Genomic DNA, 21,372 nt, shown 5'->3' with positions numbered 1-21,372 from the left:
TACGCGCGTTGGGCTGAAAATAGAGATCGCGTTTTTGCAGTCGTCATTCCGCAGGCAATTTCAGAATTAAAACTATTTGTTCCAGTGATCGTTTACAGCTGTTAGTGCGACAGACCTCTTGACTGCACTCCCCAGTTTTGATCTATTACTACTATTTAACGGCCACTTATTATGTCTACTGCTCAACCTGCAATTAAACGCCTAGACCACTTAATGCTAATCGTTGCTTTCTGTCATGAAATCGATTTATCAGGCATTATTGAGCGCATCATTCCCAAGTACTCGGATCACAGCGTCTCACATCGTGATGCAGTCTTATGGCCTTGGCTTTCACAGTAGAACGCCGCATATGTTCTCTGACTTCTTCCAGGCGAAGCCTGTTGCCAAGTTGCTCGCTAAAGACATTGAAGCACACCATTTAACTGACGATGTAATCGGGCGTACGTTAGATGCTTTATATGAAGCAGATATGTCCGCACTTTATCAAGCGATTGCAGAGCATGTCATTGATAAGCTCGGACTTAAAACAGACTCTTTCAACCTTGATATCATTAACTTTCATGTCGATGGTGAATATGCCCAAGACAAAGATCTTAATGCTATCAAACAGGGAGTAGAGACCACCGTCCAGAGCTAAATCAAGTGGTCCTTGAGCTGATTTGTGAAAATCAAGCAAGCCTACCTGTTTACATGCAAGCTCTCAGTGGCAACACCAATGATGCTAAGGCATTTTCAGAGGTCACTAAACTGTATATTCATTACCTAAAGGCTGCTCAAAACAGTTGCTACATCATCGCCGATGCCGCTCTATACACCTAAGAAGGCATTCGTTCACTGGGTGAGAACAACAGAAGTTAATTATGCCCGTTAAAGCACCATTGAGCCTTGAGCCGTATCGGCAATGGCTACTCGGGTTGCTGGGTTGACGCTGACTATGGCTCGGCATCTCAGAAATGGTTCTTGATTCATAGTGAACAAGCAACCAAGCGAGAAGAAGAAACATTCTATAAGAACTTAGACAAAAATATCACCAAAGAACTGAAAGTGCTGGGACAACTAATGAAAAAGCAGTTTGCTTGCGTAGTGGATGCCGAGCAAGCAATGAGCGACTTCGCCGGCCAATGTCATTTACTTGGCTATACGCAACCAACCATCGTTAAAGAGCCAAGCTTAAAGTAGGTATGTTTATTGTCGCAACCAAGGATACTGACCACGCCGCTTAACCTATTCGTTTACGCAAGTTCAGAGCACAAAATCCGAGAGAGTCTGACTAAAACCGAGGAATTCTTTCCTAGTATGGGTAAAGCACAAGACGACAACCAAACCAACGGCACGCTGGGTATTCTTAAAATTAAAAGGTATGTACACACTCGAATTTGGCGGTCAAAACCTTATCATGGCTGTTCAAAATAATCAGACTCGTCGGCTAAAGCTTCTTGGCACGCTGTATGAAGCGGTTTATTCCTAAAATGGCTATGGAATCTCGGATAAACAGTTTGTCGTGTCACTGAAAATAATTCTGCAAGATCACTGATTGTATACTTCCCTACCCCATGCATTCTACATAATTCTTCTATTGAAGAATGAGGGCAGGGAAGTTTTAAGGTCAGTTAACTGACTCTGATCTTTTTGATACTACCCATTTAATGCGGAAAGACTTCTGCGTTGTCAGCTTTTTTGACTTCTTGCAAAACGAAACGATATTCATCCCCTGACTGTGAAGCATGTGTCACGACAAAGTGAGCAAGTGGAGAATAGAGCTTTTCGTGTTCATTATCACCAAATTTTAAGTAGTTCTTAACTATTACTGGGTTGCTACTGTTACCCTTAACTGTAAACAATACTTTGGCTTTATCATCACCTGAATTAGCTTCAGCAAACTGGTTAGCAATGTCTTTATTACTAGTAGTAGAGAAAAACTGGGGAAGTCTGTATATCGTTTTATTATCCTTTCCCTTGATTAAGTCAGCAATCCCTTTTTCTGTCATCCCACAACCTCGCATAGTGGTAATATCATTTTTTGATGGAGTGTAATAAGCTTCGGCACTACTTTTCACTAAATCAGGTATATTGCTACTTAAATGCTTAATCTTCTGTTTTATATCATCATTACTTTTTCCGAATATATTATCACCAAAAGCTTTTTTATATTCATCAAGGATTCCACTTGCTTTAGTAGAGTTTAAACCTGAAGAATTACCATATACTTTCCTAGCCTGATTATTAATCGCGGCACAACCGGCATTAGATTGATAGATTAGAGAAAAATCTCTTCGTGTTGTTACTTTATCCCCCCCCCCTTTTTCATTCTCTTTTGAGTTGGATGAGTATGATACTAAGGATGATTGTTCTGTAAGTTTGTCAAAGAGCATGCCCAATTTTTTAGATTCATTCTCCGCGTTTTCTTTTTTATCATTGAGATCTTTAAGACTCTGTTCTGCGTTTTCCAAGTTCATGGATAAGATTTGTTGTCCTTTACTTGCGGTTACATGACCAGAGCTAATACCAATATATTTAGCAGCTGAATTACGCTCTGCTTCATATCGACTACCATTAAGTAGTTTTTTCATCAAATTGTCAGGGTTCCCAGATTTAAACTTACCACCTTTTAAACGTATAATGCTGTCAGCACCGTGTTTTTCGGATATACTATTAATGTTGCCAATTAATTTAGTCTGGCTTGCTATTGTATTTTTAATATTATTTATTTTACTTTTAAATTCATTTATACTTGAAGATTCTGCTTCTTTTAGGTTATACGTTCTCACAATTCTTTTAGCATGAGTTTTTTCTTGATCTATGCCGTATTCTTTGAGCAAAGGGGCTACTTGAGCATCTGTTATTTTCATTTATGAAATCCTATATATTAATTTAAAAAAACCATCATTAACCTTGATCACAATAACAATATAACGCACCTTTAACCAATGAAAAATTGTGAATTATTAAAATTACCAACACTAATGTTATTTTAGATAAACGCCTCTATGAAAATTGAGACTGAAAAATCTGACTATCTAGCCGCAAAGATGTTGCGATATTTCAGAATAATTCCGCAAATAACCCTTGGAGTAAGCAAGAGAGCTAGGTCGTGCTGTAATGTGTAATTACCTAAACAGCACACTAGAAATTTGATAGTCAGACCGATGACAAAAGTTCAACTAACCTTCCCCAATACCCTGACTAAGTCAGAGAATTGCACTATTCCTATACCACATAAGATCCACCTACTATGGTTCGCGGCTTCACCCGAAGCGATAGAACGCAACCGAATTGTCGAGTGGGCAAATAAAAAGGTTCATCGCGGATAAGCGGGAACTAAAAACAAAAACGGTAGTATGTGATAGAGTTTTATTGCCAAACCTACACAAACTACCGTTTTCATGTCGAATCATACTTTCCTATATTCATTCTGGTAAGGCTTTCATATAGTAGAATCTCACCAGACTGCGTCATTAATAAAGCTCACTCTCAAACCTAATTCTATCGCTAAGTGTCCGTGCGGGCTAAAAGTTCAAGCCATACATGAGTATCAATGGCGTAACGTGAAGGAAGCTGCACTATTTGGAGCTCCCGTTGAACTGTCCATTCAAACCCGACACATCAAGTGCAGTCACTGCGGCATTAAAACAGAACGTCTATCTTGAAAAACGCCGCTTGGTTGGAACCTTATGCTCGTCTCACTAACCGTCTACGAAGCTATATAGAACAGTTGTTGCCTCTGCTACCAATTAAAAATATAAAGTGACAGGCATTCATTGGCACACAATTAAAGAGATAGATAAGCGTCTGCTTCAACAAGTAGTGTCGCAAGTTAAATGGGGTGAATTAAGGCAATTCGTCATGGACGAGTTCGCAATTTTTAAAGAGCACCGCTATGCGACGGTCATTGCTGATACAAAAAATCATCAGGTTACCTGGATAGGACTAGGTCGTAGCCACAAGGTATTCAACCGTTCTTTGAACAGCTAGGTGAGCATGGTAAAAGTATCGAAGCTATGGCGATAGACATGAATACGGCTTTTGACCTCGAAGTCCAAGAGCATTGCCCAAATGCTCGTATCGTTTACGACTTGTTCCACGTTGTTGCTAAGTTTGGTCGTGAAGTGATGGATAGAGTCAGAGTCGACCAAGCCAATAAGCTAAAGGAGGATAAAAAGCAAGGCGATGGGCCAAACGTTCGTGCTGGATGCTATTGAAAAATTTGGATAATTTAACTACACAACAGGAAAGCTATCTCACAAAAAAATTGAATATGAATCAGGACTTAATGACAGCCTACTTACTGGGTGCGCAATCTAAGGAACTGTGGCGTTGCAGCTCTGAACTTCAGGCTAAAAACTTATGGCAGGAATGGTGGGAGCAAATGAATGAGAGTGGAATTAAGCCGTTAAAAGAGTTTGCTCAAAAGCTCCGTCCATACCTTCATGGGATCACTGCTTCAGCAAGCCACCCGCTGAATACCTGTACGCTTGAAGGGATAAATAACAAGATAAAGTTAATCAGGCGGATGGGATACGGCTATCGAGACACTGATTACTTCTTCTTAAAGATAAAAGCGGCTTTCCCCGGAAAGCCGCGATGAAACTTAATTATATGGTTCACATGATTATACCAAACTCCTACAAATAAAGTCTTCGCTTAGAGTGAAGTGAACCATATACCACCTTAGATATCGACTAAGGTTTGTACCGCTTCCATACTATTGAAAATAATTATTTTTGTAGCAATATAGCTTAAACTATCCCAAGGAATGAGCTCGCTGCTGGAGTTTGATATGTACAAGCAGTTGCTGGGATAGCGCCAATATTTCTTTATGTTCACGATCAGTTTTTGAAAGTCTAATCGCCGTTTCTGTTGATTCAATAGCATCGTCATATTTATTTAATGTTAAGTAACATTGTCCTAAACGAAAGCAAGGTGCTGGATTTGTCGCTTCAAAGACCCATGCAAGATTATAGAAACTAATCGCTTCATTCTCATCATGTAATGCATGATAAGTCATTGCTAACGCGAATAAATAAGTTGCATTAAACGGCAACTGCATTACCGAAGCAGTAAAAAAATCTAATGCACCCTCATAATTCTTCAGAGTAAATGCTCGTACACCTTGTTGATAAGTTAAATTTGCAATATGTAGATCTTCATCCTGCTGCAACTCAGGCGAGGATTTCAAACCATGTTTAACTTTGACTAATGCTTCATGCAGGTTCACCATCATAGTTTCGTCGACTCCAATATCTCATTACTAAAACGCATATCCTCTGAGCACCCACTAACATTATGTTTTGACTCAGACTTATGAAGTTCAACTTTATTTATACATGCTTCCCCTATCACGCTTATCCCTTCAGCAGTATGCGTCCATTCGGGAGCTAGCGCTGCAGTAGAGCTAGCTACGGCTGCCGTGGAACTAACTGTAAAACATATAAGTGAACCTGCAAATAAACCTATACGAAAACCAGAAGAAATTCCATTTGCTATCTTTCTGTGCCTGTCACTACCGACTTTATTGATAAGATATCCTAGGCAGTCCTTAGAAAACGGTTCTTTGCGATGTCGAGTCTGATAGGCGCGTAAAGCATCACCTGCTGCGATAAAAGCTGATATACCTGCGATCACAGTCGCTGCGACAAAAGGGGCAGCCCCCCCGGTTGCAACACATGCAGCAGCTCCAGCAATGAACCCCGCGCTCGCGAGTGTAGAGCCTATGATGCTAGGCAAAACTCCGCTCGGTAAACGATTATATGCCTTCTTAATTGCTTCCCTAACGTTCCCTTTTAAAAGCTTATGCAAAAAGGTGGCACACACATGAGTTGACTTATCTGGTCGGACACTGCAATTTTCAGCTGCCTCAAAGTGATTTAAAGCCTGTTCGATACTGTGAACTGAGGCTGTTTTATCTTTGGAACGTAATGGGGTAATGTCTTTAGTAGATTCGAAACTACTCACATCTGTGATTTTGTTGTAGTTAGGACTGAAGAAATTCTTGCTTTTGGAAATTTTTTGATCGGTAACTCTTATAGCTTGAGGTGGGGATTGAAGGCTATTTCGCCCAGCTACATTTACTCTTGTAACAAGAGGCCTTATTGATGGCTGAGTTTCGGCCTCTGAACAGCCATCATTAAAATTTAACGTTTTATAACTTAATGGATAAATATCTGCGTTCATGATTGTTCAAACCTCTGGTTGAGCGGCGTTAATAATGAAAGCTAAGTGTAAACATACCTACCTTAGCTGGGCTTACTAGCGACATAACTGATGAAAGTTTCGAAGAGGCCTTTACTTACCCTATCCTTAACTTCATTGAGCAGGTAATACCCTTTGCCTCATTAACCAGGGCCTTGACAGCCGTTTTTCAAAACCCTGCTTAATTAAAAATGGGGACTGTGGGTATACCAATTATGGGAAAATAGTACCTTCGTTCAGCCATGCTGCGTTTATCACGTGACCACTTATTTTTTGAGCATTGTTCTAAATTGGTGGTTAAATATTAAATCATCAATTACTGAGGGTCATTAGAATTAAGATGAAAAGAAATGAAACTAACCACCTCGAATTTTATTCGTATAAAATTTAACAAGTAACTTGGAAAAATCAGTATAACGATCAGCTTAGATTCCTACCATTTAGGTAAACAAATTAGATTTCACTAAATTTAAAACAAATTAAAAACCAACTGAAAATACTCCATATTTATACCCCTTAGTAACAGCATAACTTAAAAGAAAAACCTTTTATTAATATTAAAAGATTAATAATGAAACAATTGGCCTCATAGGCGCCAGACATCAAGTCTTTCAATGCTTTTTGATATCGCTTGTTTTTTATCTATATCCATTAACATGACTAGTTGTTCTTCTTTTTCAACAGTAGATGTTCTTAAAGTTCCCTTGTTATTTAATATTTGCCAAGCAGACACTAACGTTCCTGTCCTTCCTGCACCATAACCGCAATATACATAAGTATTCTTCCCTTTCATGGACGCTACCGCTTGTAATAATTGCTCTCTATTTGGGGCTGAAAAATCATCTGTTTTTATGTGAATATATTCTATCCCTGACTTTGCCAAAGCACTCCTTTCTGCGTTACTGAGTTCAATCGAATTAAGACTTATAACTTGATTAAAACCTTGCCCCTTCAGAAAATTAATCGCGTCAGCTGACATTTTTTGGGAACTGTCGACTTTATTATAATGAGGAGCGGATCCTCTAGCTAAAACTCCAGGCTCTACTGACACGAAGTTTCTAAAGATCTTCTGTCTATTGAAATTGAAGTCACCCTTAAAACCTTTTACGGCGGTGAGTTTTGGAAGGTCAGCTAAGTTTGGTTGCTTTAACTTTATCGCCTCTTCAATTAATGGAAGATCTTCCATCCATTTTGCAACACGTCTCCCTGTAGACTTAGACAATACACCAACCTCCTCGACCGAAGTTAAATGAGCAATTTTATGATCAGGACATGTTGAAGGTAAAGTGCGCGGTGTAAGCAAGTCAATATTACTTTTTAGAAGAAAGGTAACTTTTTCTCTAGCTTGTTTGCCTTGTATCGTCTTGGCAACATCAAAAGCAGATTTTAGGGCTGCAAGTTTTTCTTGTGGGTCAGATACATTAGCTATTTTTTTAACCATTTTTTTTATGGTTTTTTCAGACACCGTTCTATTACTTAATTTGCATATCACAGCTTCATCTAATGAATGATGACTCGTAATTCTATTCGAGATACCCATTTAGTATTAATGCCCAACTTAGAGCATCCTCCGTTACAGTGAGTAAATTAAGGTTCAAATTTTTCGCTCATGAATAACAGGATAAAAAGCATATCAATATAGGTCTACAAAGCTTTTTACAGCACATAAACTTATATTTCTTTCACTCCCGCCAGATTAATAGTTATTAAAGTGTGGTGATACTCTCAGCATACTCGTTCAAGCTTGGCCTAAAAATTATCTACCAAGTGATTGAGAAACGGTTTCTCTTAACTGTTTCAAAAACATTCCCTCACAACTCGTTGTTGCTGTGCATATCGCCAAATTTACTATTCCCGACACAGGGTATTAAATTATAAAAATTGAGTGTCTCCCTTATTTATTTTTACTCTCGAATAGTTTTCTTAATTCATCATTAATGCTATCCATTTCTTTCGTTTTATGTTCGTCGATATATTTCTTTGCAGATACCACATGATTTTTTTTGTTTCCTGATGGCGTTTCTCCAACATCAACTGGTGCCCAAACATTTTTTGTCCACACTTTATTCGGGCCTGACAGAAGACCTAGCGGCGGCGGCGGCGGCGGCGGGATCACACCAGGTTTCAACGGCACTTGGAGTGTAGTTGGTGACGGCGCATCAGGTACACTCGTCTTAGGGGGCGATGTTTTCTTATTTCGTGTTTCCTTTTGTTGTTTAATCAACGCCTCTGCAGGAGTCTTTGGACCGTTCTTCAGTTTACGTTCTACAAGTTTTTGTTTTTCCTTAAAGGACAAAGATAAACCTTCAATATTGGCTTCTTTTGACACGACACTTGTTTCGATTAACGGTTGGCTTGAAGAAACCTGACTATTTTCTAGCGATGCGTTAGCCTTACATTTGGTCTCGTTAGTCTGAACCTCTGCGGGCTCATCTGGCGACACTTTGTGATGTACATTTTTCTCAACGTCAAATCCAAACTGACGCATCAAATTTGACGTTTTAGTAGCCGAATGGCTTATAGGTGATGGCATGGTGTTGTTCTCAACACGCCCAGAGCTCTCAGGTGATAAATGAGCTATTGTGTTTTTCTTGGATAAAACTTTCGAGGGCAAATGTTCTGCTATAGCTGACGCTGATGACCGCTGCAACTGTACAACACCAGAAGACTCTTTCATGCTTTCTTGACGCGGTTTGCTGTTACGCTCTGACGGCACTCGGACTATTTCACTGCTATTGCATTTATTTATTGAAGAGTAGTTTACGTTAGTAGCCACTGACACCTTATTAAGTTTACTGGAGGCCTTTTTTTCAGAACGCAGCCCAATAAAATTTAAGGTAGCTTTGACTTTCTGTTTCGCTTTGGTTGACCATCGTATCGTTTTAACGTCAAAACTTAGTTGGGTGCTGGGGCGATGGTCACGAATCGGTTTAGTGTCTATGGGGTGATTAATTCTCAAAATAGGTACCTTTGTTTAATCATTACGATGTGCGTGATCCATTATTGGCAAGCCCTCTCTGCCCTACGAATAACTGGGTTAAACCTTACTCGTATCAGCGGAAAGACTCACCAATAAATCTACATTCTCAACTGATGCGCTAACTTATTGAATGTATCTAGTTTCTCAGACAATCGACGCTCAAGGTGCATCATGTCTTCGCCTAATTCAGCAAAGACAACGACCTTATCTTGCTGAACATTCATAAATAGCTGCTCATCATTTGTCAGTGCTTCCATGAATTTTGAGGCCTTCAGAGGAAGGACCCTGCGGTCTTTCAAGGGCATCTCAATATAGGTCTGTAACGTTTTTTCCTGAAAATACACATAAATATCGTCTCCCCCTTCCAGTTCGATGACGATGGGATCATTGCCTTGAACCCGAGACAGTAACGCAGGCTCTACTCCTAAATTGTCTACCAGTGATTTAAAGACGATCTCTCTTAACTGTTTCAAAAACATTTCCTCTCTACTTCCAAACGCACATTGTTCCAACATTCACAACTGCCGGAACAACATATGAAATTGTTCATAGATGTTGCCTCCCATCTGAGTCAACAACACCATGAATACCACCAGTTTTGATGCCATCGGTAAACCGGGGTCCTGCACACTGAACACCGTTTGCAACATCCCGACCAGCACCCCTGTCACCACAAAACTGAGTGAAAAAATAATGATCGCGTCTTTCACAATATCTAAACAAGCAGCGGTTACATCAAGCACGGTCATGATCGACCTCACAATACTCTTTCATCTCTTCCCCTTCAAATTCAAACAGGTAATACTTACCTTGATGTAACACGCGATAACTTTTGAGCTTCTGGTCCTGATGAAACAGCCGAGCACTTAATGTAAAATGTGGCATCACTGGAAGATAGCTAGTGGCCTGCTGTACTTCAACTCGCCACGTCTGCATACGTTCCATTAAGGTCACAGTTGGCGGTTTCATTCCTGTGGTGGCTATTGGGCTAGTCTCCTTGGCGACCGCGTCGACATCGACCATCCCCGACATGAGTGTCTGTATGAAGGCAAGGTTGTAAACCGAGGACGGGTTGTGTCGCTCGCCCGCATCAGTTTGACATCGAAGAGGTTTCGTGGCTTCAAGCTTGCGTGGCGACTGCAGCGAGATGCGCTTCTTCTGCTGATGGCGGTCAAACGTTTGTGCTCTTGCAACTTCTTTGACTAGGCGCTGTCTTTCCACTAGTCGGTTGACCTTATCGTCATCGCGGCATGGCTCTTCGGTCTCGCCATCTGTGGAGTCAGTTATCTCATCTATTTCTGCTTCAAAGTCATCACGTTCGGCGAACGTGTTCAGCGGCAAATTTGCTTGTATAACTTCCATTATGGCTCCTCATCTCTGATCAGCTCACGCAGCTCTCCTAGTGCATCTTTTCGCTTCTCCAGCAGCTTTTTCTTCGCCTCGGTGGTTTCTATTTCCAGCGTTAATGTTTCGACTTTTTGTTGCTTTATCGAAACATCAAAAAAGAACGACTCAATGTGAGACTTACAATCTTCTCGACGTAAGAACAGGCGTTGCAATGCGTTATTTTCATCTCGTAAACCAAGGGTCTTCAGTACGATTTGCTCTTGCTCAATCTTATCCCACAGCGTTTGGATTTGAGCCACTAGCGCTTGTTTTTCTTTTTTTAGTTTGACGAGCTTGCGCTGCTGCTTGCCTATACGAATATCAATAATATCAATGAGCTGACCAAATTCGACCCATTGCTTCGAGGGTTTCTTCATATTCCACTCCGTCAAATCCCTGCTTCAGAAATTCAATGATGTGGGGATATCGTTCAATCGCCTCATCGGTTTCTAAATCATTTCCCTTTTCGTACTCCCCTACCCGAATCAAGAGCTCAACATTAAAATACCGATATACCATGTCTTTGATGGCTTCTGACATGCGAACATACTCATTGTCCTGGACTTTGTTTTGCAAACGACTTTTGCTTTTCAATACATCAATTGCCGGATAACGGCCTGTTGACGCTATGGTTGTTGAATAAACCAAGTGTCCATCAATCAATGACTTCACTTCATGGGCAATCGGATCATTATCAATTTCCTTTTCAATCAAAACGGTGAAAATACCGGTTACGGAGCCTCGCATGGAGTTACCACAGCTCTCAACTAAACGCGACAAGGCTAAAGACACCCCAATAGGAATACCGCCTTCAATCGGCGTTCCATCGAGCATTGCCTGCGCTCGAGCAAAACGTGTCAATGAGTCAAAGTACAGGACAACTTTTTTCCCTTGCTCCATGAAATGTCGCGCGATCGAGACCGCTACCAGTCCGGAGCGAACTTTTTCTAGCGGGTTTGCCTCAGATGTCGAGACAATAGTGATGGATTTTTGAATCACCTCTGGCCCTATTTCCCCTTCAAGAAACTCCACGACTTCACGAGCCCGTTCGCCAATCATTGCAAAGATAACCACATCAGCGTCCATATTGTTGGCCATGATGGACACTGTGGTTGTTTTCCCCGCACCTGCAGGGGCGAATAGTCCCAGGCGCTGGCCTTCACCGATAGTGAACAGGCCATCTATGATCTTCAGTTTTGTTGGGAATACATCCTCTATTGGTGCTCGCATCGCCAATGGGATAGGCTCAACGGCAATTGGTAAGTCCAGATAGTTTCCCGGTTGGTCTAGATAATCTTCACCATAAAGCGTTTGTCCATAACAGTTGATCACTTTGCCGACCAACGCTTGCTCGTTGAGTGGGAAACAAAATCGGTTTGGCGTGATCTCAATTTTGCCGCCCCGTTGTATAGCGCCCGGCTGTAGGAGCTTAATTTCCACTCGACTTCCGACTACCTTGACGACTTCCCCGCGAACACGTTGTCCGTCGACTGTATGTATGAAACATTCTTGACCGACAAAGGTATTGATCGCGGCTTGGCAGGTCACCGTATCTTGGCAAGACTCTTTGACTTTAAAGTAATACTGGAACATCACTCAATCACCTGAAAAGAAATGGAGATGTATCGCTTATACTTCCGCTTGGTTTCATGAGTGTTCTTGAACAGCAAGCCCAACAAAGGAATGCTAGATAAAACGGGGACACCCACTTCAGTAGACTGTGTCACTGTATTATCAAACCCGCCTAAAATTACCGTTTGATCGGGTTGAATGTAGACTTCCGACTCTAAGGATTGAGAGCTAACCTTTGGGGGCTCAACCGACTGACTAGATGCGTCATCATCATCATCATCAAGGCTTTCTTCTTTATATTCTACCTTTGCCTGAACTCGGCCAGAAGGAAGTAAACGCCCCGTAACATAGACACCATTGTCCGCTTCGATCTCTTGCGTTTCTACCTGTTTTTCCGAGATCAAGCTGATGGTAGCCGTTTCCTTACGACCGAAATGACCTTGTTGGTTTTCCAACACTAATAAGTTCGTCTCATACACACCACGAGCCATACCGTTGGAGGTTGTCGCTTGGAACCCTTTCAAGAACGTTTTGGTGTCACTGAACGGAAGAGAAAGCATATCGTAGATTCCTTGGGAGCCGTTAAGAAATGCACTGTCAGGGCCTAGCGTTTCATCTCTGTCTACCGCAACGTCATACACCTTGAGAGAAAAAAGCAGTTGCTGGCTCTTGATGTCTATAAGGGCTGCAATGCGTTTTGCCAGTTTCACTTCCGCGGGAGTCCCACGGATTAAGAGCGCGTTAATAGAAGGGAGCACCTGAACTTTCGAGGTTTTTTCCTCCTCCTCGAGAGCCTGCTTTTCTCCGTCACTGAGCTTGACCTTATAGGCTTTTTCTAACAGCTGTTGATCGCTAACGTTTTTAAACTGGCCAATGTTCGTGATGGCCGCAGCTATGAGCGACTGCGCACCCGGAAAGTTAACGGTCCCATTAAAGGTTTCAATGCTTCGGTCAACCACTGACAAGTAATCAAAATTGATCCGAGCCAGTTCAAGATTATTTTCATTTTCCAGAAATTGGTTTTTGTCTACCATAGCCGCATAACTGACCGCGTCATTGACAAATTCCCGGGGGCCGGAAAACAGCACCGAGTGCCCCCGTTCGACGCTGGCCATTTTGACTGTCGTACTAGTGACAAACGTGCTTTTTAACTCAACAAGCAAGGCGCTAGGTTGAATATTCTTTGGGCGATAAGAATAGTTAATGTACGCTTGGTCATACTGCACACGCAGTGTACTGCCATAGATGTACCAATCAAAATCATAGACTTGCGACAATTCTAACAGTAACTCTTTGCCTTCCCCCGACAGAGGGCGTGAAATCACCTGCTTTTCGGCCTCGCTTCCTAATTGGTCCACTAGCTTCAGGTTCATGTCTTTCGCGATGGCGGCCAACGCTTGGCCGACATTCATGTCTTGCTGCTTGATAAAAACGTTGGCGTGGACAGGGCCAGCAAGTATGCACAACGCACACAACCATATTTTAAGTTTCATCGAAAATCTCTTCTAATCGTTCCTCGTCTTGTTTCATTTGACGAATGGTTTGATTGATGATGGTCTGTTCCAGAATGATTTCTACGGCTTCCTCATCACCGAGAACCTCATCTGAATTATCTGTTTCATCACCCTCTGAGATGTCTGCAGTTTGAGCGACTTCATGTATCATCGCCTCAAAGTCAGAGGTTTCTTCCAACACGCTGCTTGCTTGACTAAGGCCATGCATTTGTACGTTATTCATACCCTACCTTTTGCATTAACTGTTTAAAAACGTAGAACTGGTCGTTTAAAAACCACAGGTTTAACAAAATCACCACCAGCACTGCTTTGACATTGGGCGTAACAAACTGGGACAAGGACGCCTTTTTAAAAAACAAATCGACATATCCGCAACACACGGTGGTCACGATCATGCACACAATGTATTTACCCGACACCACGACCAACATGCCTAAGCTATCTGTGATAAAAAAAAACAACTGAGCAAAATCAGTTTTCAACCCGATGGAGCTTGGCACATTCAACAGTTGCAGCAACGGCCGAAATAAAACCCCGTCATTTAAGGCGTAATACACCATCAACAAACTGCTAAGCTTTGCCAAAGATTCGGATTCATCCGTAAAACGTTTGTCTTGCACCGATTGTTCATTCAGGAGAAGCAACTGCTGGATGACACTGCCTACCATGCCCCCTAACAGGTATGGAACCGACATCAATAACGCAAACATCACCACTGCAACCACCCACCCCAAGTGAAGCTCATTCACCACCAATTGACGGTCCACAAACATCGCGCAGGTGATGGCAATAGCCAAACAACAGGTATTATCCAAGTAGAGTCGGGTCGGCTCGTACACTTTCAAAAACAGGAACAGTCCCGCAAACAACGTCCAATTGGGAAATAATAGGGCTTCCATACTAACCCAACGCCCTAAACAACATGGTCCAACTATCAGAAAAATAAAAAATAGCTAGTTTGATCGGAGTCGAAATAACAGTTGGAGACAGCATCGTCATCCCTACGCCGCTCAATACCACCGCGATTAAAAAGTCGATACTGACAAATACCATGTAGAGCTTGAGGCCCATTTCAAAACCTTGGTAAAGATCCAAAATCAAATTACCGAGAAAGTACTTAAACGTATCGGCACTACTGTCAAAGTTGAGAGGTAGCTCTATCATATCCATCAACGTCTCAGTGTTGTGCTTTGCTCGTTCTAGCAACTCAGGAAAGTACTCAAATAGGTGAGAGACCAAGTAGTACATAGTAATATTTTGAGGCTGGTCTTGGCTTTGTATTTCCTGAATATCCAAGGGGAAAGCTTGCTCCTCTTGTTGTTCAGAGAAATAAGGTTTAATTCTCTCTAAACCCGGAGTGATGTCAGGCCAAACGCTGTTCAAAGCCATCAATGCGGCCAGTAAATTGACAACCATGGAAGGCGGTATTTGTTGTGTCCCCACCGCATTTTTGATGATGTTCAGAACAATGTTGTATTTCACAAACCCTGAAAAACAAATAAACAATACAGCCGACACCAAAGCTAAAGCCAATAACACAATTAAATTTGCCCCAGAAAAGGCATTGTCTGGATTCAATAGATCTATCATCGTCACACCGAATGGGTCGCAGGGCGCTAGCCCTGCGACGATTAAATGTTGCGAGCCGCAGCCGTAATAGAGTCTTTTCCCCCTTTTAGAGTGGACGTCCCCGTTTGCGCTGCAATACTTTGGTCAGCCATCAGCTACTGAAGCTCCAACGATTGAGACGCTGACATTTCCAGTTCACCATCGGCTTTGCTATTGGCGGCAATGAAGTTCTCAACATCTTCGTCGGCCGCTGAAATAAACCCCTCGAAAGAATCAGCGACGTCGCTTGTGGTCAGTAGCCCTAGAATCAAAGGGACAGTTTCGATACCGTTCGGCATACGTACTTACCTCCCGATATTCTCATTAGATATTACGAGCCGCAGCCGTAATGGAGTCTTTCACCCCTTTAAGCGTTGACGTTGCCGTCTGCGCTGCGATGCTTTGGTCGGCCATGAGTTGTTGAAGCTCTAACGATTGAGATGCTGACATGTCCAATTGACCATCGGCGTTGGTATTGTCAGCAATAAAACTCTCAACAGCTCCGTCAGCCGCTGTAATAAAGCCTTCAAAAGAATCAGCGACATCCTTTGTGGTGAGATAATTGTCCGCTACGACTGATGCGTTTTCTCTTACGCTTGCCATGATGTTTCTCCGTTGTGTGTGGATCATTCAATGAAAAGTTACAGCGGTATGCTGCGTCGACAACAATGTACCCACCTCCGCCCCACAAGAGGAAGTGAACAAATGTGATAAACCCTGCCTATGCTAAATGACCGCAAATTGTCTCAAATTCTCACCTTTTTACATAACAGCTCTTCTCGGTGTAGACTATGTTACAATGGGGAATTCCTCTGGCTGACACGCTTAGCCATTCACCCAAGCATTGGCCTGCGTTTTCGACATGCCATACAAAGTCGACCATCTATCGAGCGAACGCCCACACGTTAAGGGACAGCCTTCCAAGCCTTTATCGTGCACGCGGCCGCCTTGGAAGGCATTGTTTATACTATTGATTTGACACATGTCTTTGATGGTATCTGCTTGTGAAGGAGTATAAGGTTGGAGAATAAAGGCGGTTCTCGTCTGTCAAGATAGTCCACATCAAAGTCTGAGGCACAATGAGAAAATAAAGGAAGTACGTCGAGGAAACTCAACCGGATTGGATAAAGATGAACTCCTTTCATCACTCAGACTGGCTTAGATGCTGGCACACAAATCAGCCATTGTAGTGGCTCCCATAATGCGACGTGATGTGAACATTAACCTCACTGACGCCGCTGTACTATTTGAGCAATAAAAGGATCCCCTCCGTCATGAGAGAGGCTAAGAGTGACGAAGCAAAGATGGTCATAATATATCGTCGAGTGACCACGGAATAATGGGCTGTGGGTAACGTAGGCTCAAGAGCGTTACTGTACTGACTGGACACCCGATTCGTGCGTTCAAGTGATGCTTCCTCATTGTTTATCTGTTTAATGTTAAACGCCGGCGCCTTTTCTCCAGAGGCTTCAAACACGCTGCCACTTTCACAGATCAGCATGTAGCCTTCTTTAGGGATAGTTTTGATCTCACACGATAAAAACTCTAATCGAGCCAACGACTTCCTCAGGTTAGAGATAGCTTTAGTAAGAGATGTTTCGCTGACTAACACTTTGCCCCACACCTTTCGGTGCATGTGCTCTTTACTTATCACCTCGTTGGTATGCATACAGAGCAATTTCAGGATTTCGGCTTCACGTCCTCCAAGCGTGATAGTCAGCGCAGGTGAGGCCACTTCTCGTTTAAGCGCGTCAAAAACTATCTGGTTTCCTAGTACATAATTTCTAACCATAAATTTTACCTCTTAATGACATTCTCGATATGCAGTCATGTGTTTGAGCCCAGCGTCCCATGTAGCCTTTGATGAGAGCGTCTGTTTTCACGACAAAACCACTTTGTTATCTGTCTACGACCAGATCACGATGTTTCGCTGTTTATATTGCTTGATTTGCCATAAAAAGAGATGAGAAAATTATGAGAAAGATTATGATATTTCATTCTAAAAGAATGTAAAAACCTCAAAAAAACAAAAAAGGTAGCACCTAAGTCCTACCTCTCTATCGATTATCCATGCACTAGTGGGTTAATTTCTTCTATCAACACACCATAACCTTCGTCGACTTTGATCAGGGTCCCAGTGGCTATAAGTTCATTCCCACTTTTCAGCATGACCGAAGACTGAACAAAATCTGTCAACGGCTTCACCTGACCTTTGTGCAACTGATTTAGTTGTTCGAGTGTTAACGAGGTGTGCCCGATCACCACATCGATAGCAATTTTCATTATTTACCCCTGTGTAATGGCGACAATCGCTCTACGAACATTCCGAATTTCGTCTTGGGTCGAAGATATTTGGGTCATAACATTCTTAAATTCTTGCTGCTTGGTGTCCAAGTCCACTTGGATACTGTTGCCGTATGCCGTCATGCTTGCCTCCATTTCGTTAAGCTCTACATAACTCACCGACATATTTTTTGTGTCCTCTAAGTTACTTCCCGTAATGACCGAAATCCCTCGAGAGTCACCCAAATCATCTTTAATATAACTGTCTATCTGTTCTAGGTAATCATCACCAAGAAGTGGTGTTTTATCATTACTGTTGAGGTCAGTGTTTGGCTGAGTTTCCTGCATTACCAGTCCCCATAGTCGATTGATTTCAGCAACCGCATTAGACATCACCTCAATCTGTTGTGCCATCGCATCCGCATGGGCAGTTTGCGTTTCGATGTACTGAGAAAAAATCTCGTCAATCAGATCTAAAGGGTCTTCAGCCCCCGGGGTGAATAGAGACACCGATTGTGAACCACTATTACTTCTCTGGATAGTGTCTAGCATTTTCTGCACCAATGGGTGCTCTAAGATCATGGTTTTCAGTGTTGCATTGAACGTTTTCTTAGAGGAAATCGACTCCATATCAGAAAAGTTTACGATCTGCTTCATTGACATATTTGTTCTCCTATTGTTTTGGGATGTCATAAATTCGGGTTTTAGAACCATCTTTAAAAATAACCTTTTCACGCGTGATGGCCTGTATGACACCAAGCTCAGGAACGAGGCTTCCTTCCCAGTACCGATTACTTGCATCATAGATGTAACGTACTGACTGAGTAGAAAAGAAAATGGCGTATGGGAAGGAATTAGAATCAATACGCTCGTGACTATCGTTACGCGCTGTCAGGTGTTTGGTGATACTATCTAGCCCATGCGCCTTGAGTACTCTCGCAGCTAACTCGGGGTCTGACACACGCCAAGTTTGTCCTTCTTTAACAAAACTCACTCCAGACTTCCCCAATAGCGACATGACTTGATTGTCAACCTCCCCGGTGTGCACACGAATTTGATCGCGCCCTTTTTTGGTTGTGATAGAACTGGAGAGGGGCCTACCAGTTTCAGCGGACACAACTTCCACTGACAACTGTGACGTTGGTAAGTACGTCGATGGTGCAATTACAGTCATATTCGCACTCAAGTATTGAGGCAAGCCGTCAAGAGCCGCTGGATCGAACACATATAGATGATCACCTTTGATGTAGCCGGAATCGATCTGTTTCCAATAATTCGCAATTAACGCAGTCTGATGAGACTGCCACCACATGACGCCCCCAGAAGTTAGGAAGGCATTAAGCACCAGAGCCATCACGATAAGAGGTTGGTATTGCTTGAGGCGATATCGACGCAGTCTTGGCGCGCGCTGCCCTTGGGGGTATAAAAAGAAAACGAGTCCTTGATGTTGATAAATACGGTTTGCGACGAGCTCCTTGCGTTTTCCTTTGCGATGAAAGCCTTGTGCGTACAGTTGCTCTCCTTCTACCTCAAGGGTCAACGATGTGTCTTTTGACCAATACTCCGGAAGCGCCAACACATCCTGCTGTTCAGACTCAGTGGCCCCAGTCAAACACAACGAACGATCGATAGGGAGCGTCACACCATTGAGGTGCCCTGTGATGAATTCGATCAACCACATAATCTTTGCAGTTCTTTTTTGAGTTGATGCACGACACTGATTGTTTTGCTCAGCATATCGAGTACTTGTTGTGGATGAGTCGGCATAGGCTTATGGCGCACATAGAATCGCTCGTTGTCTGTTAGCATCGCAATGTACCCGTCCAACGTCAGCCCGAAGTGACCATTAACCTCAAGCGCATGCTTTTCGTCGATAGCCAAGTCTAATTTGACTAATACAATGATCTGTCCTGTCAGTCCAACCGCCGAACCGCTCTCAATTCGACACGACCATTCACCATAAGTACAAACTAATGCTTCTCCGTCTCGAACGGGCATGGCCTCCCCTTGCACCAGTTGGGCCACTTCACTCATTAATAACGAAAATTGTTGATTCTTCATTGTGTGTCTAACTTTATATCAATCATAAAACGCCGCTGAGCAATACGCTCTTCGGCACTGGGTAATCCGTTCTCTACACTGCCGCGCAACGAAATAGGGATTTGATGCACGCCCTCTTCCCTTAAAAAATCTTTGACGACCTCAGCACGCGCCCTCGCTAAAAATTGGTTATGCACATAGTCTCCTGATGAGTCCGCGACACCGTAGATACGAATGTGCCTCACAGGCCATTGCCGGACCCACTCGACGACGTTTAGCAACGTGACTTTGCCTTGTTCGGTCAATTCATATTCGTTCACTGGAAACAAACTGGCGAAGGTGAATCGATACAACCCGCTGTCTAGTGACGTCTCACTCACCCCATCAACACCCAACCACGCATCCTTGTCAAAACGTCGATAATGGTTAGGCGACACCAAATTTGAAAATGCCGCATAGTCTCCTTTACAACTATAGACTTCCTGCACCCCGTAAGTGTTAAGGTTCGCCAAATAGAATCGATTATCCATTCCGGGCTGGCCAACCTCCACACACACCTTTTGGTGAGGAGCACCCTCCGCAAAGCTTGGAGGACGACGCACCCAAAGCCGAAGATTATCAACATCGCCCACAGTGGCATACATCATATTGTAGACGTCCGCTTCCCACTCAAAGTCTAATATCGAATGCGTATCTCGAATGGCTGGCGTGCTGCAGGCACAAAGATTTATTGCCATCAGGCTGGCTATCGTCGCTCTCAATTTACTTACCATGCTTTTCATACTTTCTTAACACTGAGATGATCATCGCGACATCTCGATAAAACTCTTTCGGTATATGGGCCTCGCCTATTTTCATCGTCTTATACAAGGCTCTGGCCAGCGGTTTGTTCTCGATCACAGGCACATTCAAGGCAGCCAATCGCTGACGTTCTTCTTTAGCAACAGTGTTGGTGCGAATAGTCAAAACCACTGGCACTTTATCAATATCAGGCTCATAGCAAATAGGGACTAAGATGTGCGTCGGATTGGCCAACGCAAACGTAGGTTTACGTCCTCTTGTCATTGGGCTGTCCATTACTTCGCGCATCCGCCGCCTGCGTTCAGACTTTATCTCCGGAGCACCTTCAGTTTCTTTCATCTCATTTTTCATTTCGGTAAATGTCATGCGGTTTTTTTTATGAAAATGGAAACGTTCGACCAAATAGTCAACACTGCCCACACACAAACCAAACACAACAAACACAGTAGAACACAATCCAATGAACATCATCAGCTGATAGATAAAATAGCTCTGATTGTTCATTTCCCGTAGTGACGTCAACTCTCCCCCAATCACGTCGAAGATGTATTTCAACAAAAAAAGCAGAAATAGCAGCTCCAGCACTTTGCGCAACGCCCGAGACATGGCTTCAAGGCCAAAAATATTTTTAAACCCATTAACCGGGTTGATTTTGTCTATTTTGAAGCCAAGTGCTTCTGTGTTCACCACGGTTTTATTGAGGATCACCCAATTCAATAGGGTAACCACCAGCTTCAACCCAACTAGCCCAGCAATCGCCCACCTAAGCAACGCCATCATGGACGACACGCTAATACTCACATCTGCATAAAGCATCATTTCAATCCATTGATCGATGTGCTCAAACGCCAGATAAAGGGCAGCGATAAAAACCAGCGTAAATACCACCAATTCCAGCGTAGGTTCCGCCAGCTCCGTTTTCGGGAACTGGCCTTTTTTCTTCAAGTCTCGGAGCTTTTTAGCCGTCGGAGGGTACTTTTTGGGTTCTGAGGATTCCAT

General features: G+C 42.9%; 24 protein-coding genes and 2 pseudogenes. 3 read left to right on the top strand and 23 right to left on the bottom strand.

The annotated features are described in order from the left end of the window. Nucleotides 1-171: 171 nt before the first annotated feature. Nucleotides 172-1,468 (top strand): annotated as a pseudogene (locus tag ATB78_RS05070) (IS1634 family transposase). A gap of 175 nt (nucleotides 1,469-1,643) precedes the next feature. Here the strand turns inward: ATB78_RS05070 and ATB78_RS05065 are convergent. Beyond that, nucleotides 1,644-2,849, bottom strand: a complete 1,206-nt coding sequence (locus tag ATB78_RS05065; protein WP_061007978.1) for an ADP-ribosyltransferase domain-containing protein — start codon at nucleotides 2,847-2,849, stop codon at nucleotides 1,644-1,646. 1,149 nt (nucleotides 2,850-3,998) lie between these two features. On the opposite strand from ATB78_RS05065, the gene ATB78_RS30260 reads away from it, so the two are divergent. Then, a complete protein-coding gene (locus ATB78_RS30260; RefSeq protein WP_276277954.1) occupies nucleotides 3,999-4,199 on the top strand; it encodes a transposase in 201 nt (66 codons plus the stop codon). Then, nucleotides 4,196-4,585 (top strand): transposase, encoded by a 390-nt coding sequence (locus ATB78_RS30055; protein WP_276277952.1) that lies wholly within the window; start codon nucleotides 4,196-4,198, stop codon nucleotides 4,583-4,585. Before ATB78_RS30260 ends, ATB78_RS30055 begins: the two co-directional genes overlap by 4 nt. 156 nt (nucleotides 4,586-4,741) lie before the next feature. Here the strand turns inward: ATB78_RS30055 and ATB78_RS05055 are convergent, their stop codons facing one another. From ATB78_RS05055 to ATB78_RS04950, 22 genes and pseudogenes are all read right to left on the bottom strand, one after another. Continuing rightward, on the bottom strand, nucleotides 4,742-5,221 hold the full coding sequence (locus tag ATB78_RS05055; RefSeq protein ID WP_061007977.1) for a tetratricopeptide repeat protein: 480 nt from the start codon (nucleotides 5,219-5,221) through the stop codon (nucleotides 4,742-4,744). Beyond that, nucleotides 5,218-6,171, bottom strand: a complete 954-nt coding sequence (locus tag ATB78_RS05050) for a hypothetical protein (RefSeq protein ID WP_061007976.1) — start codon at nucleotides 6,169-6,171, stop codon at nucleotides 5,218-5,220. Before ATB78_RS05050 ends, ATB78_RS05055 begins: the two co-directional genes overlap by 4 nt. 604 nt (nucleotides 6,172-6,775) lie before the next feature. After that, nucleotides 6,776-7,654: a dual specificity protein phosphatase family protein gene (locus ATB78_RS05045; RefSeq protein ID WP_179946994.1), complete on the bottom strand. Its 879-nt coding sequence runs from the start codon at nucleotides 7,652-7,654 to the stop codon at nucleotides 6,776-6,778. A 429-nt stretch (nucleotides 7,655-8,083) separates the two neighbouring features. After that, nucleotides 8,084-9,148 carry a hypothetical protein gene (locus ATB78_RS05040; protein ID WP_061007974.1) on the bottom strand — a complete coding sequence of 355 codons (1,065 nt, stop codon included), beginning with the start codon at nucleotides 9,146-9,148 and terminating at the stop codon, nucleotides 8,084-8,086. Between the two features lie 119 nt (nucleotides 9,149-9,267). Continuing rightward, on the bottom strand, nucleotides 9,268-9,648 hold the full coding sequence (locus ATB78_RS05035; protein ID WP_050913643.1) for a hypothetical protein: 381 nt from the start codon (nucleotides 9,646-9,648) through the stop codon (nucleotides 9,268-9,270). Between the two features lie 36 nt (nucleotides 9,649-9,684). Next, the gene (locus ATB78_RS05030) at nucleotides 9,685-9,918 is read right to left on the bottom strand and encodes a flagellar biosynthetic protein FliQ (RefSeq protein ID WP_024703355.1); all 234 of its coding nucleotides are present in this window, start codon (nucleotides 9,916-9,918) and stop codon (nucleotides 9,685-9,687) included. Continuing rightward, complete coding sequence (locus tag ATB78_RS05025) at nucleotides 9,905-10,531, bottom strand: hypothetical protein (RefSeq protein WP_061007973.1); 627 nt, start codon at nucleotides 10,529-10,531, stop codon at nucleotides 9,905-9,907. The genes ATB78_RS05030 and ATB78_RS05025 overlap by 14 nt, the downstream gene beginning before the upstream one ends. Then, the gene (locus ATB78_RS05020) at nucleotides 10,531-10,932 is read right to left on the bottom strand and encodes a hypothetical protein (RefSeq protein ID WP_061007972.1); all 402 of its coding nucleotides are present in this window, start codon (nucleotides 10,930-10,932) and stop codon (nucleotides 10,531-10,533) included. Before ATB78_RS05020 ends, ATB78_RS05025 begins: the two co-directional genes overlap by 1 nt. Beyond that, nucleotides 10,886-12,148 (bottom strand): type III secretion system ATPase VscN2, encoded by a 1,263-nt coding sequence (vscN2, locus tag ATB78_RS05015; protein ID WP_061007971.1) that lies wholly within the window; start codon nucleotides 12,146-12,148, stop codon nucleotides 10,886-10,888. The genes ATB78_RS05020 and vscN2 overlap by 47 nt, the downstream gene beginning before the upstream one ends. Next, nucleotides 12,148-13,620 carry a secretin N-terminal domain-containing protein gene (locus ATB78_RS05010; protein ID WP_061007970.1) on the bottom strand — a complete coding sequence of 491 codons (1,473 nt, stop codon included), beginning with the start codon at nucleotides 13,618-13,620 and terminating at the stop codon, nucleotides 12,148-12,150. The genes vscN2 and ATB78_RS05010 overlap by 1 nt, the downstream gene beginning before the upstream one ends. Continuing rightward, nucleotides 13,610-13,864, bottom strand: coding sequence for a hypothetical protein (locus ATB78_RS05005; protein WP_061007969.1), 255 nt, complete (start codon nucleotides 13,862-13,864; stop codon nucleotides 13,610-13,612). Before ATB78_RS05005 ends, ATB78_RS05010 begins: the two co-directional genes overlap by 11 nt. Then, complete coding sequence (locus tag ATB78_RS05000) at nucleotides 13,857-14,540, bottom strand: hypothetical protein (RefSeq protein ID WP_061007968.1); 684 nt, start codon at nucleotides 14,538-14,540, stop codon at nucleotides 13,857-13,859. The genes ATB78_RS05005 and ATB78_RS05000 overlap by 8 nt, the downstream gene beginning before the upstream one ends. Before the next feature lies 1 nt (nucleotide 14,541). Then, nucleotides 14,542-15,231 carry a flagellar type III secretion system pore protein FliP gene (locus ATB78_RS04995; RefSeq protein ID WP_061007967.1) on the bottom strand — a complete coding sequence of 230 codons (690 nt, stop codon included), beginning with the start codon at nucleotides 15,229-15,231 and terminating at the stop codon, nucleotides 14,542-14,544. 41 nt (nucleotides 15,232-15,272) lie between these two features. Continuing rightward, nucleotides 15,273-15,548 (bottom strand): annotated as a pseudogene (locus ATB78_RS04990) (hypothetical protein). A 25-nt stretch (nucleotides 15,549-15,573) separates the two neighbouring features. Continuing rightward, on the bottom strand, nucleotides 15,574-15,852 hold the full coding sequence (locus tag ATB78_RS04985; RefSeq protein ID WP_061007966.1) for a hypothetical protein: 279 nt from the start codon (nucleotides 15,850-15,852) through the stop codon (nucleotides 15,574-15,576). Nucleotides 15,853-16,492: 640 nt separating this feature from the next. Then, the gene (locus ATB78_RS04980; RefSeq protein ID WP_061007965.1) at nucleotides 16,493-17,041 is read right to left on the bottom strand and encodes a winged helix-turn-helix domain-containing protein; all 549 of its coding nucleotides are present in this window, start codon (nucleotides 17,039-17,041) and stop codon (nucleotides 16,493-16,495) included. A 272-nt stretch (nucleotides 17,042-17,313) separates the two neighbouring features. Continuing rightward, a complete protein-coding gene (locus ATB78_RS04975) occupies nucleotides 17,314-17,532 on the bottom strand; it encodes a FliM/FliN family flagellar motor C-terminal domain-containing protein (RefSeq protein ID WP_045373078.1) in 219 nt (72 codons plus the stop codon). Between the two features lie 3 nt (nucleotides 17,533-17,535). Next, on the bottom strand, nucleotides 17,536-18,195 hold the full coding sequence (locus tag ATB78_RS04970; protein WP_155647760.1) for a hypothetical protein: 660 nt from the start codon (nucleotides 18,193-18,195) through the stop codon (nucleotides 17,536-17,538). A gap of 10 nt (nucleotides 18,196-18,205) precedes the next feature. Then, nucleotides 18,206-19,213: a hypothetical protein gene (locus tag ATB78_RS04965; RefSeq protein WP_061007964.1), complete on the bottom strand. Its 1,008-nt coding sequence runs from the start codon at nucleotides 19,211-19,213 to the stop codon at nucleotides 18,206-18,208. Then, nucleotides 19,204-19,530, bottom strand: coding sequence for a hypothetical protein (locus tag ATB78_RS04960; RefSeq protein ID WP_155647759.1), 327 nt, complete (start codon nucleotides 19,528-19,530; stop codon nucleotides 19,204-19,206). Before ATB78_RS04960 ends, ATB78_RS04965 begins: the two co-directional genes overlap by 10 nt. A 59-nt stretch (nucleotides 19,531-19,589) precedes the next feature. Further along, nucleotides 19,590-20,354 (bottom strand): OmpA family protein, encoded by a 765-nt coding sequence (locus ATB78_RS04955; RefSeq protein WP_240537363.1) that lies wholly within the window; start codon nucleotides 20,352-20,354, stop codon nucleotides 19,590-19,592. Next, complete coding sequence (locus ATB78_RS04950) at nucleotides 20,335-21,372, bottom strand: EscU/YscU/HrcU family type III secretion system export apparatus switch protein (protein ID WP_061007961.1); 1,038 nt, start codon at nucleotides 21,370-21,372, stop codon at nucleotides 20,335-20,337. The genes ATB78_RS04955 and ATB78_RS04950 overlap by 20 nt, the downstream gene beginning before the upstream one ends.

The sequence above is a fragment of the Vibrio sp. CUB2 genome (genome assembly GCF_001557945.1).
Lineage (GTDB): Bacteria > Pseudomonadota > Gammaproteobacteria > Enterobacterales > Vibrionaceae > Vibrio > Vibrio owensii.
The sequence above is the reverse complement of the archived record's forward strand: the minus strand, read 5'-3'. Positions and strand labels throughout refer to the sequence as shown.